Source organism: Maribacter algae, assembly GCF_047345745.1.
In the GTDB taxonomy this organism is placed as follows: domain Bacteria; phylum Bacteroidota; class Bacteroidia; order Flavobacteriales; family Flavobacteriaceae; genus Maribacter.
On sequence record NZ_JBLFES010000001.1, the window covers coordinates 795,437 to 811,443 of the forward strand.

Below are 16,007 nucleotides of genomic sequence, written 5' to 3' on the forward strand. Positions count from 1 at the left end.
CTTAAACTAACTCAAAAATGCTAAAAATCGATGGAAACAGCAGCCCCATAAGTGGCAGGGCGACCTCTCCATCCGAAGTCATCGAATCCGCCGAATAAAGAGCCGGGTACAAATTCCGTGTAATATTGTTGATCTAGAATGTTGTTGCCCCAAATCGTGAATTTTATATTGTCAAAAGATAGTGAGGCGCGGGCATCCAATAATTGGTAAGCGCTTGTCGTAAAAGCATCTTGGTTCAACTCGTCCCAATAGGTTTTCCCCGTGCTGTTCAAATTGACATTGGCATTGAAATCGACGGTTTCAGATAATGCCACATTCGATTCAAGACCAATATTGAAGTTATTCACGGGTACAAAGGGCGTTTTCTTTCCGTTAAATGCGTTCAGGTCGGTCGTGGTGCCATTGGCTCCACCGGTGGTACCTCCTTCGGTAATTTCGGAATCTACATAACCGTAATTTGCGAGAAGATCAAGAAACTTGGAAAGCCGGACTTTGGCGTCGATTTCGAAACCGATGATCTTGCTTTTGTCATAGTTATAATTACCGGCAAAGAAGGTGTCCAGGTCAAAAATATACTGCTGTTGATTTGTAAAATCGGTGTAAAAAGCAGAGCCGTTTAAAATGAACCGGTTGTTCCACATCGATGTTTTAAAACCCAATTCAAAGTTATCGGTCAGTTCATCCTCGAAATCCCTATTGAAACGATCCGTTACAGCAGGATTGAACCCTCCCGTTCGATAGCCCCTCCCGTAGTTGGCATAAATCAAGGCGTTTTCAGAAGCTTGGTAGGACAAGGAAGCCTTAGGCTGAAAGATATTATTGGAACGTTCGGAAGTTACCTCGAACAGATTGTCTTGTTGCTTAAAGGTATCGTTGTCATATCGGAATCCGGCCGATGCCGTTAGCTTATCCGTAAGCTTATAGTCAATAAATCCGAACAGGGCGTATGTGGTCGTTGTATTGATGACATCCGCAGCTACCCCATAAAAGAGCTGGTTCAAATCAAAATCACGGCTTAGGCCATCTTGAAAAAATGGTTTTTCTATATCTTGATAAAAGCCACCTGCGCTCCAGTTTATTTTTCCCTCCGAGGCAACATTGTTCAAGCGCAATTCTTGGTTGAACGTTTTTGTCTCTGCGGTTTCTCCTTGTGTGAAGTCATCAAAGGGAGTGAAATCCAAATCCCCACTGAGAGATCTGTCTACATAATTGTAGGACGTGATACTTTGTATTTTCACTTTACCGGCGGTGTACTCGAGATTTAAGTTGGCAAAAGCATTACTGACATCCGATTTGCCCGGTTCATCGTGATTTACCACGTTGTTACCTTCCTCGGGGTCGGGATTTAACGTACCGCCCGGTGCTCCCTCGACAAAGATGTTGCCTGTCGGGTTTACGGAGTATCGTGCCGCACTCGCAGCGATATCGATAAATTGGAGCGTAGCACTGGCTTTAAAATTGTCGGTTATCCTTGCGATTAGTTGTCCCCTGATATTGAAATTTCGTTCGAAATCGACTTTTTCATTATTGAATTCGTTGGTCAATAGTCCGTCAAAATTCCTGAACTGGGTCGATAATCGATAGAATAACTTATCTTTTTTAATGGCCCCGGTAGAAACGAATTGGGTCAGTAAGGCATTGGCATTTCCGTAGCCCAGCGTCAAATTGTTCTTGGTCGTGTTTGTCGGTTCCTTTGAATAAATATTGATTGCGCCCCCGATAGCATTCTTTCCGTAAAGTGCTCCCTGCGGGCCTTTGACCACTTCGATCAAGGCCAAATCAAACAGTTCTTGGTTCAACAGACTAGGGTCGGGGATGGTAACCCCGTCAATAACGAAAGCCACCGGTGCATCGGCATTCCTGATTTGGGGAATACCCCTTACGGTCAAAAAGTTGATTCCTGCCGACTGTGAGCTATTCAATTTCAGGTTCGGTACCAATTTGGCAAAATTGGTCACATTGTTGATACCATTGTTCTCGATGCCTTCGGCATTCAAAGCCGTAACCGATTCAGGAATGGTCTGCACCGATTCGGTTCGTTTACGCGCTCTACCTACAACACCGGCAAAACCCTGCACGACTACTCCTTCCAATTGTTGCGCATCTTCTTCCATGGAAATATTCAGGGTGGTTTGGTCTGCTACCGTCACTTCTTGGGTTTTGAATCCTAAATATGAAAACACCAACACAGCGTCGGAGGCGACCGAAATTTCATAATTTCCATTAAAATCGGTAGTAACACCATTAGTAGTTCCTTTTTCGAGGATATTGACTCCCGGTAGGGGTTCAACACCATCAGTTACAACGCCTCGAACAGTTTTTTCCTGCCCCCAGCTTGCTAAGGGAATCAGAATAAGAATAAGTAGTAATTTTTTCATTGGTTCCGGTTTTAGATGATTGTTCCTTTAGTTTAAGTGATTCTAAAAGTAACTTTTGTTCATTATTTATGATTATTTATAATTACTAAATAATTATTTCATAATTTTCAAAATAAAATAGGAATTTGTGAAAACAAGTGAGATTGATTCGTTCCCGTTAACTTCGGAATATTTTGGTCTTTTATTGGAAGATTTACAGGCGACTTTCCAAAAAAAACATGGTTTGACGGAATTGCCGAAATCAATGCAATTCTTCGGCTATGGTAATTTTGATCCTGAAAAACCGAATCTCAAAAACGACCTTGAGCGTATTGGGAGTGACTTCATCAATGGAAAATATCTTTATGATAAGGCAAGGGACTTTCATAAGGGAAAACCCATCATAAAGTTGAATCGGTATTACAAGTCCATAGTCTTGCTGTACTTGGGTTATGATTCCGTATCCTCTTTTCTCGATGAAAATCGTTTGGAAGAATTCAAAGAAAAGAAACAGTTCGCCCTACTATATGATGAAAATGCCAGTAAGACCTATTATTATCTTAATTATTATTTTGGAGAAGACGATGTAATTTTAAAGGGAGAAACCATAATCTCTAACAATTGGAAGAAAATCAAGCACACCTATGTCTATCCGCAAGAAGATGGGAGTTATAAGGAGTTTTACAATTTTGGAAACATTGTAAGAAGGGAAGATACCATACATATCGATACCAAAACCCTGCTGGATGGTAAGTTGGTGGAAGGAGCTAGTGAAATTTACTACATAGGCCACAAAGACCCATCAAATGTCAAATTCTTATTGGGTACTTACTGTACTTTTGATATATATACCAATACCGTTGCCGGACAGTCGATATTGGAGCGATGCGACTCAAAGGAAGACATGGAACAACGTTCTAAAAGCGCTAATATCCCAGCATATATCGCTATGGAGATACGCAACAAAAGAGTGGTCAACAAAAGTATCGTTCCCAATCATTTCTTGGAAATCTCAGAGGCGAGTCCCTATTCCTCGATTTATGAAAGCTTGGCAGGAACGTATAATTTGACGTTCAATTTTTCCGATGGTTTTGAGGAAACGCTCCAATTCAAAATACTTTCTTCGAACTATAAAATTGTCCCCCTGAACGACCATGTTTATTTTGAAAAAGATAGCTTTGAGCTTATCAATAAAGGTTCTGTAATCCATTTTAGTTTTGAATTTGCGGGCATCATCGCCTTTGATCAAGTTGAAATCTATATTAAAACTTATTATTTAAAAGAGGATGCCGAGGCACAAAATGGTGTTTTTAGTGGTATTGATAATGAAAATCGGTTGGTGAGTGGGGTACTGTCAATAGCATTTGAAAATATCGGTAAAGCATAATCGTTTTGACCATCATTTATTTGATATTTTTAGTACTTGAATAATTTATGAATTTGTTTCTATGCGATTGAATATCTTTTTTTATCTATTGTGTATCAGTAGCCTAAGCGTTGCACAAACCTATGATGTACGCGACTACGGTGCCGTGAACGATGCAAAGACTCTGAATACCAAGGCTATTCAAAAGGCTATTGATGAATGTAGCCAGGCAGGAGGCGGAAAGGTTTTGCTCGCCGGGGGCGGAAAATTTATGACGGGTACTTTGTACTTGAAAGACAATATTACGCTTCACGTGGCGAACGGTACGACCCTTTTGGGAAGTCCACGTTACGAGGATTATACCACCGATACCCATAAGAATATGTACAAAAACGAGCCGCACATGAACCGCTGCCTGATTTTTGCCGATGGGGTAAAATCTATCGCTATAGAAGGTTACGGCACAATAGACGGTAATGGCCATCAAGAAAATTTTAAGGAGGGTCGGCCCATGTTGATTCGCATAATGAACAGTTCTGATATTCATCTTAACAATATTTCATTGATCAATCCCGCTGCTTGGACTTCTGCGTGGTTGTACTGCGATAATATTAGCGTCAACGGTATCAAAATAATCAGTCGTGTAAACAACAACGGAGACGGACTAGATTTTGACGGATGCACCAACGTAAGCGTGACCAACAGCATTTTTGACAATAGCGACGATAGTATCTGCCTACAGGCTTCCCGACCAGACCGACCCTGCAAGAATATCAGCGTGAGCAATTGCCATTTTACTACGCAATGGGGCGGCATGCGAATCGGATTATTGTCCCGCGGCAACATTGAATCGGTTACTGTAACCAATTGCACGTTTCGGAATATTAAGGATTCGGGACTCAAAATTCAGCAAAACGAAGGGGGCGAAATGCGTAACATGGTCTTCAGCAATCTCGTAATGGAAAACGTGCCGCGACCCATTTTCATGACCTTTACGCAACAACGCGCTTCGGTCGATACGCCAGAGGGCGAATATGAACCCTTAAAAAGGATGCATAATTTTATGTTCAACAACATCGTGGTCGATAATTCGATGGGCGATGTGAACTCCGCTTTTTTCCTAACCGGAATGCCCAATCACCGCATTGAAGATGTGAGCCTTAAGGATGTACAATTTATTGTCGCCGGTGGCGGAACACAGGCACAGGCCGATAAAACCGATCTGAAAGAATATACTTTAGAAACTCTCAAAGGCTGGTGGCCAGAATTCAGCAAAGTAGGAACGCTACCAGCATCGGGAATTTTCGCTAGGCATATTAATGGGCTGCATCTGGAAAATATCAGCATCACAACCGTGAACGACGACCTTCGAAAGCCTGTGGTCTTTCAAGATGTCATCAATGACAGCCACGATAATTTGCGTGTGAACGGTGAAACCATCCAAGAAATTAAGGTGATTAACGATTGAGGCGATTCGTTCCATAGGAATCTTCCCTTTTTTTGATGCACTATTTATAGTATTGCTTCCTTGATTCACATAAGCTGATTTGGACCTCCAAATCCTGAGATTTAGGTTACGCCCAAAACCATTAAACCTCTGCCTTAAGGTGTTGCTGCCGTAACCAATCGGTCGCTTCTTTACTTACGGCCCATTTGATGGAATTTACGATGAGCGAGCGGTACTGTTTGTCATAATACACCTGAGGCCCATGCCCGAACATGATGTAGGCGATGGGGGAATTTCCGTAGGTTTTTGTCCAACCAACCAAATTACTGCCGCCCGGGTGTTCTTTAAAACCGTCACCGCCACTGCGGAAATTTTCAGGAGTAAATTCGAAATTGGTATTCCGCAATAAAGGCGTTATATCATCTTCGAAAACGGTGTACATATATACCTCATCTTGAATTTTAAAGTTCGCATCAAAACCAGTAACGATGGGATGTTCGGTATCTAAAACTTTGATTTCTTGAGGGACGTTGAACCTGTAGCCAGAACCGGGTACTATTTTTCCACGGAGTTTTGCTGGCACGAACTGAAAACTTCCCCCTACAATTTCGGCATATTCGGGCCAAGAAGGCCAACTGGCGATAGCGTGATGCAGAAAAACGAAAGGTTTGCCTGCGTTCAACAGGTTTAAAAAATCCGTTTTATGCGCTTCAGGCGGGTCGGTAAGTTTAAACCGCGGTAAGCCGCCCGTATAAGTTACACCGGGCATATCGTAGCAGACGAACACGTCGAACTCGGCAGCTTTTTCTGGAGTAAAAAAAGCTTGCGCCTCGGGCTGTGCGGCATGAGTCCAGTCGATTTCGACGTCATCGTCCCACAGTTGCAGGGCTGAAATCATTTCAAAAAAAGGTTCTTCTTCGAACCAATGCCCTCCTGTGATCAACAGGGCTTTTATTCTATTATGCATTTTTTTGCTATTTAATTATATCAAAAAAACATCCCGAAAAACATATCAAATAATCGAATGGTTTTTCGGGAGGTTTTATCTTCTTCATCATGCGTTTGTTTTCAAAAACTCTTTAGCGCAGAGGTTATACATTTTATATTACTTCGCCATCGCGGGCTTCTCGAACATGCCCTTATCGGCCTCCGCGCCAAATTTGATGTTCGTCCAGTTCGTGATGGTGTATCCATCTCCTTTTACGTTCCCGTCCCAATCTGCTTGTACGTACTTGCGTTTTGCGGGAATTTTAATACCACCAACCGTTTGATATTTATAGGTCATTAAACTTGGCTCCGTAATTCCGAAACCTACGACCGTAAATAAAAACTGATCGATCAATTTTGTTTTTTTATTGATATAGAGTACGTATGTATCTTGAGCATCACCTACATTGTCGCCAAAAGTGATTTTGACCCGGTTATAGTCCTTTCCAGTCACTTTTTGATCTTCTAAAAGTTCATGGTTTACGCCCTCGTCGAGCAATTTAAAGAACATGCTAAACCAATAATAGTTCGTTTTTCTTAAAAAACGGGCAACCCCGTTGGCTTGTTCGTCGCTAGAAAGCTTTCCATCAAAAGTAACCCAGGCATTGGTACCATCGTAACCCTCAACTACTTTCCCGTTCGCGCCGGTAAGGCTGTGTTCGGTATAGGTAGCATACGAACGTTCGCCGTTGAAGAGGTATGTTTCGTTGGCCAACAAAGTGATGGCATTCTCGCCTTTGGGCGTGCGATATTCCAAGTCATAATTTACGGAACCTTTACTGTAAAAATTCTTTTTTCCGCCGGTCGCTTCGATGGCATCGGCCACAAGTTGTTTGGCGTCTTGGGCGTTCGTAAATGCGAAAACGCCCGCTACTAAAAATATGAGAATTGTTTTTTTCATGGTGTATTTAAATTTAGATGTGTTTATTTTTAATGGGATGTATTACTTCCATTTGATACTGCATCCGATACTAGGATGTTGTTGATCGTTTACGGACGCTCCGGCAACCAAGGCATCGAGGGCAGCGGATAGTTCTCTGCCCGTAGGCCTTCCCATTCCCGGTCGGGTCTCGTCGAAACGCCCCCTATAGGCCAGTTCCAGATTTCCGTCGAAGACGAAGAAATCAGGCGTGCACTCCGCTTGATAGTCTCGCGCCGCCTTTTGGCTCTCGTCGTAGAGATAAGGAAACGGATAGCCCAAAGAATCGGCTACCCGGCCCATCATTTGCGGCCCGTCTTGCGGATAAAAATCCACATCGTTGCTGCTGATGGCGATAAACTGCACGCCCTTGGCCTGATAGTCGTTTGCCACCTCGACCAAGCTTTCGTTGATGTGGTGTACAAACGGACAGTGGTTGCAGATAAAGGCGATGACAGTAGCTGTATCTGATTTTAAATCTGATAAAGACAGCGTTTTGCCAGATACAGTATCAGGAAGGTTGAAAGAGGGCGCCTTAGTGCCTAAAGCCAGCATATTGGATTGTACTAATGACATAATATTTGGTTTTTAAAACCACAGAACCTTTAAAAAATCCTGTGGTTTGGATGTTATCAAAATTATTTAGTAGCCCAAGTATTTGGCTCAAAAGCGGCATCGACCGGAGTCTGGGCCACGTAGTTGATGTAGTTCGTCATCACTTTAAGGCTCACGATAGTGATTACCTCAAGGATATTCTCCTGAGTATAGCCTGCCTCCAAGAAAGCGTCGATATCGTCTTGCGAAACGCGACCTCTTTTCACGGTAGTAGCCTTTACATACTGGCTCAAAGCCTCTAACTTTGTATCGGCTATGGGTTCACCGGCACGAAGGGCATCAAGGATGCTTTGGTCAATCTTGTGCATTTGACCGATAGTAGTATGTGCTGCCATACAGTAGTGGCAGTTGTTCTCGTAGCTGGCGGACAAAAAGGCCACTTGCTGCTCAACGCCAGTTAAAGTACTGTTTGCATCTAAATTGGCGCTACCTTCCCAGTAATTTTTTAAAAGCGCAGGGTGGTTCGCCATTGTGCCTAAAAGGTTGGGCGAAAAACCGTAGGCTTTCTTAGCCGCTTCCAAAGCTGGTCTTGAGTTTTCAGGTGCATTCTCGATGGTTCTTACATCGTAATCTAATTTTTCAATTGTTGCCATTTTAATGGATTTTGAGGATTAATATTAAATTTTAATTATTTGTGACCGTTCTTGATTTAGGGCATATAGGCGGCCATTCTACATGCTTGTTTATTTTCTTTTTCAAATTATCATATAAAATAATAGACCGTTCGTTTATTTTTAAAGTAAAAAAATAATAATTCTAACTTGCTATTCTTTCCTTTTTTCTTGTGAATTCCAAATTAATGTCCATAAAATGTTCCAAGGGTCCGCCGCTTCGTTCCACTTTCATACGGCCCAAGGCACCGTTAAAGCTGTCAAAAAGATAGTTCGCCAGATTAATGGCCGATATATCATCCCTGATTTCACCAGCTTGCTGACCTTTTTCTATAAAGGTGGCCAGACCCTTGCTCCATTCATGATAAACCTTGGAAATCTTATTGGAAACGGAATCAATGGTTCCAGCAACTTCAGTACTTAAGTTCCCCAAAAGACAACCTACTTTGTAATCGTTTTTGGTATACCAATGGATATGAATTCGGAAATGATTTTTGATACGATCAAAGTACGACAGGCTTTCATCAGACAGGTTCTTTTGAAAATCCTTACTGATAAGTTCGTCAAAATGGTCGATTGCTTTGATGGCGAAATCCTCTTTACTTTCAAAAAAATGATAAAATGAACCTTTGGGCATATCACAGGCTTTAAGGATATCGCGGATTCCCGTTTTGTGGAATCCATTCAATCGAAAAAGCTCTATGCCCTTATCAAGTATATTATTTATATCATGCTTTGCCATAACGGATTACTCTAAATACAATGCAAATGTATAATAATAGACCAGTCGTTTCAAAATTAAAAATGTTAAATTTTTCAAAACAGTACGTTGTCATTGTTTGATAAATCGATTTAATGTTTCAGATTGGCACTTATTTTGGTCGTCTGATAGTTCTAATAACAATATTTTCATCCTAATAAAGACTTTAAAACAGTGCTACTCTCAAAACAGAAGGAAATTTGTCAAAACACCATAGTTTGGGTATTTAGGGTTATATACCAAATTTTCATTTGTACAAAAACCAAAGGATAATCATTTTTCATATCCCTATTTTTCATTGATTTACAACTAATTTTAGAGTTGTTAACCTTATATTCTAGTCATCACTCAAGTATAATTGTACATAAAATATCACTAAGGGTTTTTTTCTATCCATACAAATAAATTGTACTTAGCGGACAACTTGAAAAGTGGTTGCGTGAATAAGGCGATTGAACCGAAGAGGTTACCACGCTTTTTTAGTAGATTTGATTCAGTAAGAAATTTTACCGAATCAAGTATAGTTATCAATCATATTCCCGATGAATTTAAAATAAAATATGAAGTATATATCGAATAGGTCACCGAACAATCATAGTAACATATAAATAATTAAAAGAAGAGAATATAGAATGAGCGATTTATTTTCATTAAAAAATAAAGTGTTTGCCTTATCCGGAGGTACTGGTACACTGGGAGGTTTCATAGCCGAATATTTGGTACAACAGGATGCCAAGATTATTTTGTTGGGGCGTTCACCAAATAAATTACTCACCAAAAAAAAGGCCTTAAATGCCATTAGTCCAGAAAGTACATATACTTATGAGGTGGATGTTTTGAACGAAGGGGCACTCAATGAGGTGAGGGATGAAATTTCGAACAATTTCGAGCATTTGGACGGTCTCATCAATTTGGCCGGAGGAAATATACCGGGCGCGACCCTAAATTCCGAGCAGCGCATCTATGACATTGCTATTGACGATACGCAAAAAGTACTGGATATTAATCTGTTCGGGACAGTAGTCCCTACCATCGTCTTAAGTCAAATTATGGCTGCCCAAGGACATGGTGCAATCATAAACATCTCATCCATGGCTTCTAAACAGGCCATTTCCCGAGTTTTGGGATACTCCATGGCAAAAGCGGGCGTAGACACCTTTACCAAATGGATGGCGAATGAACTGGCCTCTAAGTTCACGGATAAAATTCGTGTAAATGCCATTGCTCCGGGTTTTTTTATTGGAAATCAGAATAGAAGGTTGCTCACCAATGAAGATGGCTCCCATACCGAAAGGGGAAATAAAATACTTGCCAATACGCCCATGGCACGTTTTGGTGATGCTTCCGAACTTAACGGAATGGTACATTACCTTTTGAGCGATGCATCCAGTTTTGTGACCGGCAGTATATTTGATGTGGATGGGGGTTTTAGTTCATTTTCAGGAGTATAGATGAAGAATTTAAAAAAGACTTTTCGTTGGTTCGGTCCTGATTTTGGTGTCGCTTTGAGCGATATCAAACAATTGGGTGTAGAAGGTATTGTTGCCGCTTGTCAAGAAATTCCATTGGGAGAAGTATGGCCGTTGGAAACCATAGCTTCATTGAAAAAAGAAATAGAGGACCATGGAATGGAATGGGCCGTTGTGGAAAGCGTAAATGTTCATACGGCCATTAAATATGGTTTGCCGGAAAGAGATGCTTATATAGCCAATTATAAACAGACCTTAAAAAACTTGGCCGCAAATGGCATCTATGTGGTATGTTACAATTTTATGCAACTCATAGATTGGACACGTACAAACTTGGACTATGAGCTGCCTAACGGTGCCTCCGCATTGCATTATGATCCTATAGCTGCTGCGGCATTTGACCTTTTTATATTAAAGCGTGAACATGCCAGGGATAGTTATGATGAGGTTGTCCTCAAAAAGGCCCAGGATTATTTTGAAGCATTGGATGATGCGGCACGCCAAAGGTTGGAGAAAGCTATTTTGGCCGGTATGCCCGGTTCAAGAAAATTGATCGACTTGGACGAGTTCAAAAAGAATCATTCCCTTGTTTTGGAAATAGATAAAGAACAGCTTCAAGATAACTTGGCCTATTTTTTAAAAGCAATAATTCCAGAAGCGGAAAAATTGGGCGTGAGAATGGCAATACATCCGGATGATCCTCCATTTTCGGTCTTTGGGGTGCCTAGAATAGCTTCGAATTATGAGGAGTTAAAGTTTGTTTTGGAGGCTTGCCCTTCGGCAAGTAATGGTTTAACGTTCTGTTCAGGTTCCCTAGGGGCTTCGGCCGATAACGATTTGGTAAAAATAGTACAGGATTTTGGGGATAAAATCCATTTTGTTCACTTGCGAAACGTAACAAGACTTCCCGATGGTAGTTTTTATGAAGCGGAACACCTAAACGGTTCCGTTTCCATGGAAAAAGTGATGAAAGCTATTGTACAGGAACAAAGAAAAAGACATTTGAACGGTAAAGGGGAGATTCGTATTCCCATACGACCTGACCACGGCCATGTGCTGTTGGACGATAAGAAAAGAATGAACGATTTTTACTCAGGATACTCCTTGATAGGTCGGGCCATGGGATTGGCACAACTTTCAGGCCTGGAAAAAGGAATCCGGGAAGGACTTAAAATAGGAGGAACGGCATAAGTGATTTCAACATGATAAAATATAACCAATTGCATAAGTTCGGGAAATTAAGCTGTGTATGTCTCGTAACAATTATGCTATTGATTTCCTGTTCAGGGGTAAAGGACGGAAAAGTACTTTATTTTGCCCACTCGCTTCCAATGTCCCATCCGGTACATAAAGGTATCGTTGCGATGAAGGAATCCCTCGAAAAAAAATCCGAAGGCAAATTGCAGATCAAGATATTTCCCGATGGTCAACTAGGTACGGAACGTGAGGTCTTGGAATTGCTTCAGATAGGTAGTATTGCCATGACCAAAGTGAGCGCGGCCTCTATGTCCAACTTTGCTCCGGAGTATCAAGTTACGAACATACCGTACCTGTTTCGGGACAGAGCGCACTTGTTTCGTGTCTTGGAAGGTGACGTAGGAAAAAAGCTTTTGGAAAGCGGATCGGAATATCTATTAAGAGGGTTGTGCTTTTACGATGCAGGTGCCAGGAGTTTTTATACCAAGAAAGAACCTGTTCGCACGCCGGCCGATTTGGACAAAATGAAAATCAGGACCATGAACGATGAAATGTCCGTAAACATGGTAAATGCTCTGGGAGGTTCCGCCACGCCAATGGCCTATGGGGAATTATACACTGCCTTGCAGCAAAATGTCGTGGATGGCGCTGAGAACAACATACCTTCCTTTGTGACATCCAATCACTACGAGGTTTGCAAGTATTATACTTTTGACGAGCATACCATGGTACCGGACGTGGTGGTCATAGGAACAAAATTTTGGAACCGGTTGAATTCTGAGGAAAAAGAATGGTTGCGATATGCTGCCAAAGAAAGTGTTGCGAAACAAAAAGCGTATTGGGAAGAAACTGTTGCGGAAAATATGAAAGTTTTAAAAAAAGCCAATGTTAAATTTTTCTATCCCGATAAAAACGAATTTTCTGAAAAATCAAAACCGGTTTTGGAAAAAATGATGGGCAATGCCGAGATGAAGAAAGTGATTGAACAAATCTTGGCAAACTGATGGAAAAAATATATCAAATATTGAACAAAACGGTGGAGACCTTACTTGTTGTTATATTTGGGTTATTGGTTATAGATGTAGTCTGGCAGGTAATCTCAAGATATGTGGTAGGGCGATCCAGTTCTTTTACAGAGGAATTTGCACGCTTTTCGTTGATTTGGTTGACCGTTATCGGCGCGACCTATATCAACGGCCAAAAGGAAGGACATCTTTCTATGGATTTTTTGCTATCCAAACTTTCTGAAGATAAAAAGCGCAAAAGACAAAAAATGATTCAAGTGCTAATGGCGTTGTTCGCATTGGTCGTGATGGTTGTTGGCGGGGGCAATTTGGTATATACTACTTTACGTCTCGGTCAGACTTCACCTGCGCTACAGTTGCCTTTGGGATATGTGTATGCTATTGTGCCGTTCTGCGGTCTACTGATTATTTTCTTTTCAATCTACAATATTAGAAAACTAAATTTTGAATAGATGAGTATTGAAACAATTAGTATTCTGGTTCTATTCATTAGTTTTTTTGGGCTTTTAATCTATGGTGTTCCCGTGGCCTATTCCATAGGGATTTCCACAACATTGGTATTGGTGATCAATATACCGTTTTTACCTTCGGTGACCACTGCGAGCCAGCGGATGACTACTGGGATCGATAATTTTGCCTTATTGGCCATCCCCTTCTTTATTTTGGCCGGTGAGCTAATGAACAGGGGCGGAGTGGCAAAACGATTAATAGATTTTGCAAAATCGCTTATCGGGAGTTTGCCCGGAGGACTGGCCTATGTGAATATCATCTCGGCAATGCTTTTTGGTGCTATTTCCGGTTCGGCCATAGCGGCTGCATCGGCTATTGGAAGCGCATTGACGGATAAGATGGAAAAAGAAGGCTATCCCAGGGAATTTAGTGCTGCCGTAAACATAAGTTCTTCAACAACGGGACTATTGATTCCACCTAGTAATGTGCTTATCATTTTCGCTTTGGCCAGTGGTGGTACAGCTTCCGTAGCAGCATTGTTCATAGCGGGCTATATACCTGGAATTTTAGTGGGTCTGTCCGTTATGCTGATGGTCTATGTATATGCCAGAAGAAAAGGACTTCCTAAAGCGGATAGGGTAAGTTTTAAAAGATTGCTGATCGATTTTAAGAATGCGTTCATGAGCCTTACACTTTTGTTCATTGTTGTTGGCGGTATTGTTGCGGGAATTTTTACGGCCACTGAGGCAGCTGCCATTGCAGTGGTTTATGCAGCGATACTTGGCTTTATCAATAAAGAATTGAATGTAAAGGATTTCAGGTCTATCTTATTGAAAAGTGCCAAAACAACGGCGGTAGTCATGTTTTTGATAGCGACCTCTATGGTCATGTCTTGGCTTTTTTCCTTTGAGGGTATTCCACAAATGCTTACCAGTACTTTGGTAGATTCCGTAAGTAACCCCATAGTAGTATTTTTAATCATTAATTTAATATTGCTGATTGTGGGAACTTTTATGGATATGACACCGGCAGTACTCATATTTACGCCCATTTTTCTCCCCGTTGCAATGGCATTGGGAATGCACCCCGTTCAATTTGGTATGATCATCGTATTGAATCTTTGCATCGGTGTTTGTACACCTCCCGTAGGAACGTTGCTATTTGTGGGCAGTGGAGTGGCCAAAGTTCCGGTCACAAAGGTTATCAAACCCTTATTGTCACTTTTGGCGGCAATGACCGTAGTTTTGATTTTAATCACTTTTTTCTCGGAAATATCACTTTGGTTGCCCCGTTTTTTTGGGTTGATCGATTAGGAAATCGATTTTGATAAAAGAAATATAATATAGAACAACACATATGAGCACCTTTATCCATGATGATTTTCTGTTGCAGAATGATTTTGCCAAAAAATTATTTCACGGTTACGCGAAGAATCTTCCCATAATCGACTATCACAATCACCTTTCGCCTAGAGATATCGCAGATGACAGGACCTTTGAAAACTGCACCCAAATCTGGTTGGCCGGAGATCATTATAAATGGCGGGCAATGCGTACTTGCGGCGTTAATGAGAAATATATTACCGGTAAAGCTTCGGATGTTGATAAATTCATTAAATGGGGAGAAACCGTTCCTTATACCATGCGTAATCCCCTTTATCATTGGACGCATTTGGAGTTAAAACGTTATTTTGGAATAGATTCGCTACTTTCAGGAAGCAATGCAAAAGAAGTCTATAGTCAGACTTCGGACATGTTGCAAAGCGCGTCCCATAGTACACTTGGACTGTTAAAACAGTCCAACGTGGAGCTTCTTTGTACTACGGATGACCCAAAAGATGATTTAAGGTACCATCGATCTATAAAAAAACAGAATATCCCCATAAAAGTGTGCCCCACATTTAGGCCCGATAAAGCTTTTGGAGTAGAGAATACTAAAGCATATGTTGATTATTTGGAGGCGTTAGAATCGGTCATTGGAACGTCTATAGAAACGTACGATGACCTGCTAAGTGCGCTGGAAAATAGGATAGCTTTTTTTCATGAAAACGGATGCCGTTTGGCGGATCATGGATTGGATTGCATAATGCACCAAGATGTCACGGGCTTTTCTATAGACACTCTTTTTGTGAAAGCGAAAAAGGGAGCGGTTTTGCACGATAGCGAAGTTACATTCTTTAAATACCACACCTTATTGGCTTTATGTAGAATTTACCATGAAAAGGGATGGGTACAGCAGTTTCATTTGGGTGCGGTAAGAAATACCAATACCCGTTTGTTAAAAAAGTTAGGGCCTGATACCGGTTTTGATTCTATTGGAGATTACCCACAGGCCTATGGATTGAACAGGTTTTTGAATGATCTGGACGGTACCGATCAGTTGACCAAAACCATTCTGTACAATCTAAACCCTTCGGATAATGAAGTCATTGCCTCTACTGTTGGTAATTTTAATGACGGAAGTATAAAAGGTAAAATTCAATTTGGCTCTGCTTGGTGGTTTTTAGACCAAAAAGATGGTATGGAAAAACAAATAAATGCATTATCCAATATTGGAATTTTGAGTTGTTTTATTGGAATGCTTACAGATTCCCGTAGTTTTCTTTCTTTTCCAAGACATGAATATTTTAGAAGAATACTGTGCAATCTTATTGGTAAGGATGTTGTTAATGGAGAGTTGCCTTCGGATGAAAAGTGGTTGGGTAAAATAGTATCCGATATCAGTTATTATAATAGTAAGGAATACTTTGATTTCACCGATTGATACTTAGGTCTTTCCGATGTTTTACTAATACTTTAGGAATA

Annotated in this window: 14 protein-coding genes; 8 read left to right on the forward strand and 6 right to left on the reverse strand. The window is 41.1% G+C overall.

Going from position 1 to position 16,007, the window contains the following annotated elements; all coding sequences use genetic code 11:
* Window positions 1-20 precede the first annotated feature (20 nt).
* On the reverse strand, window positions 21-2,378 hold the full coding sequence (locus ACKWBX_RS03460; protein ID WP_413967250.1) for a TonB-dependent receptor: 2,358 nt from the start codon (window positions 2,376-2,378) through the stop codon (window positions 21-23).
* 127 nt (window positions 2,379-2,505) lie between these two features.
* Between ACKWBX_RS03460 and ACKWBX_RS03465 the strand changes: the two genes are divergently transcribed.
* Together ACKWBX_RS03465 and ACKWBX_RS03470 are read left to right on the forward strand one after the other, a co-directional pair.
* Window positions 2,506-3,744, forward strand: coding sequence for a hypothetical protein (locus tag ACKWBX_RS03465; protein WP_413967251.1), 1,239 nt, complete (start codon window positions 2,506-2,508; stop codon window positions 3,742-3,744).
* A 61-nt stretch (window positions 3,745-3,805) separates the two neighbouring features.
* On the forward strand, window positions 3,806-5,191 hold the full coding sequence (locus ACKWBX_RS03470) for a glycoside hydrolase family 28 protein (RefSeq protein WP_413967252.1): 1,386 nt from the start codon (window positions 3,806-3,808) through the stop codon (window positions 5,189-5,191).
* A 121-nt stretch (window positions 5,192-5,312) separates the two neighbouring features.
* On the opposite strand, the gene ACKWBX_RS03475 is transcribed toward ACKWBX_RS03470, so the two are convergent.
* From ACKWBX_RS03475 to ACKWBX_RS03495, 5 genes are all read right to left on the reverse strand, one after another.
* Window positions 5,313-6,137 carry a ThuA domain-containing protein gene (locus ACKWBX_RS03475; protein ID WP_413967253.1) on the reverse strand — a complete coding sequence of 275 codons (825 nt, stop codon included), beginning with the start codon at window positions 6,135-6,137 and terminating at the stop codon, window positions 5,313-5,315.
* A gap of 138 nt (window positions 6,138-6,275) precedes the next feature.
* A complete protein-coding gene (locus ACKWBX_RS03480; protein WP_413967254.1) occupies window positions 6,276-7,058 on the reverse strand; it encodes a DUF6503 family protein in 783 nt (260 codons plus the stop codon).
* A gap of 42 nt (window positions 7,059-7,100) precedes the next feature.
* Window positions 7,101-7,652 (reverse strand): thioredoxin family protein, encoded by a 552-nt coding sequence (locus tag ACKWBX_RS03485; RefSeq protein ID WP_413967255.1) that lies wholly within the window; start codon window positions 7,650-7,652, stop codon window positions 7,101-7,103.
* 62 nt (window positions 7,653-7,714) lie between these two features.
* On the reverse strand, window positions 7,715-8,284 hold the full coding sequence (locus ACKWBX_RS03490) for a carboxymuconolactone decarboxylase family protein (RefSeq protein WP_413967256.1): 570 nt from the start codon (window positions 8,282-8,284) through the stop codon (window positions 7,715-7,717).
* A 163-nt stretch (window positions 8,285-8,447) separates the two neighbouring features.
* Window positions 8,448-9,044, reverse strand: a complete 597-nt coding sequence (locus ACKWBX_RS03495) for a TetR/AcrR family transcriptional regulator (RefSeq protein ID WP_413967257.1) — start codon at window positions 9,042-9,044, stop codon at window positions 8,448-8,450.
* A 650-nt stretch (window positions 9,045-9,694) separates the two neighbouring features.
* On the opposite strand from ACKWBX_RS03495, the gene ACKWBX_RS03500 reads away from it, so the two are divergent.
* Genes ACKWBX_RS03500 through uxaC form a run of 6 tightly spaced genes read left to right on the forward strand, consistent with a single transcriptional unit; the run spans window position 9,695 to window position 15,966 of the window.
* Complete coding sequence (locus tag ACKWBX_RS03500) at window positions 9,695-10,513, forward strand: SDR family oxidoreductase (RefSeq protein WP_413967258.1); 819 nt, start codon at window positions 9,695-9,697, stop codon at window positions 10,511-10,513.
* On the forward strand, window positions 10,514-11,722 hold the full coding sequence (uxuA, locus tag ACKWBX_RS03505; protein WP_413967259.1) for a mannonate dehydratase: 1,209 nt from the start codon (window positions 10,514-10,516) through the stop codon (window positions 11,720-11,722).
* Window positions 11,723-11,733: 11 nt separating this feature from the next.
* Window positions 11,734-12,732, forward strand: coding sequence for a TRAP transporter substrate-binding protein (locus tag ACKWBX_RS03510; protein ID WP_413967260.1), 999 nt, complete (start codon window positions 11,734-11,736; stop codon window positions 12,730-12,732).
* Entirely contained in the window at window positions 12,732-13,205 is a 474-nt protein-coding gene (locus tag ACKWBX_RS03515) for a TRAP transporter small permease (RefSeq protein ID WP_413967261.1), read from the forward strand. Before ACKWBX_RS03510 ends, ACKWBX_RS03515 begins: the two co-directional genes overlap by 1 nt.
* A complete protein-coding gene (locus ACKWBX_RS03520; protein ID WP_413967262.1) occupies window positions 13,206-14,516 on the forward strand; it encodes a TRAP transporter large permease in 1,311 nt (436 codons plus the stop codon).
* A gap of 43 nt (window positions 14,517-14,559) precedes the next feature.
* On the forward strand, window positions 14,560-15,966 hold the full coding sequence (uxaC, locus tag ACKWBX_RS03525) for a glucuronate isomerase (RefSeq protein WP_413967263.1): 1,407 nt from the start codon (window positions 14,560-14,562) through the stop codon (window positions 15,964-15,966).
* Window positions 15,967-16,007 lie beyond the last annotated feature (41 nt).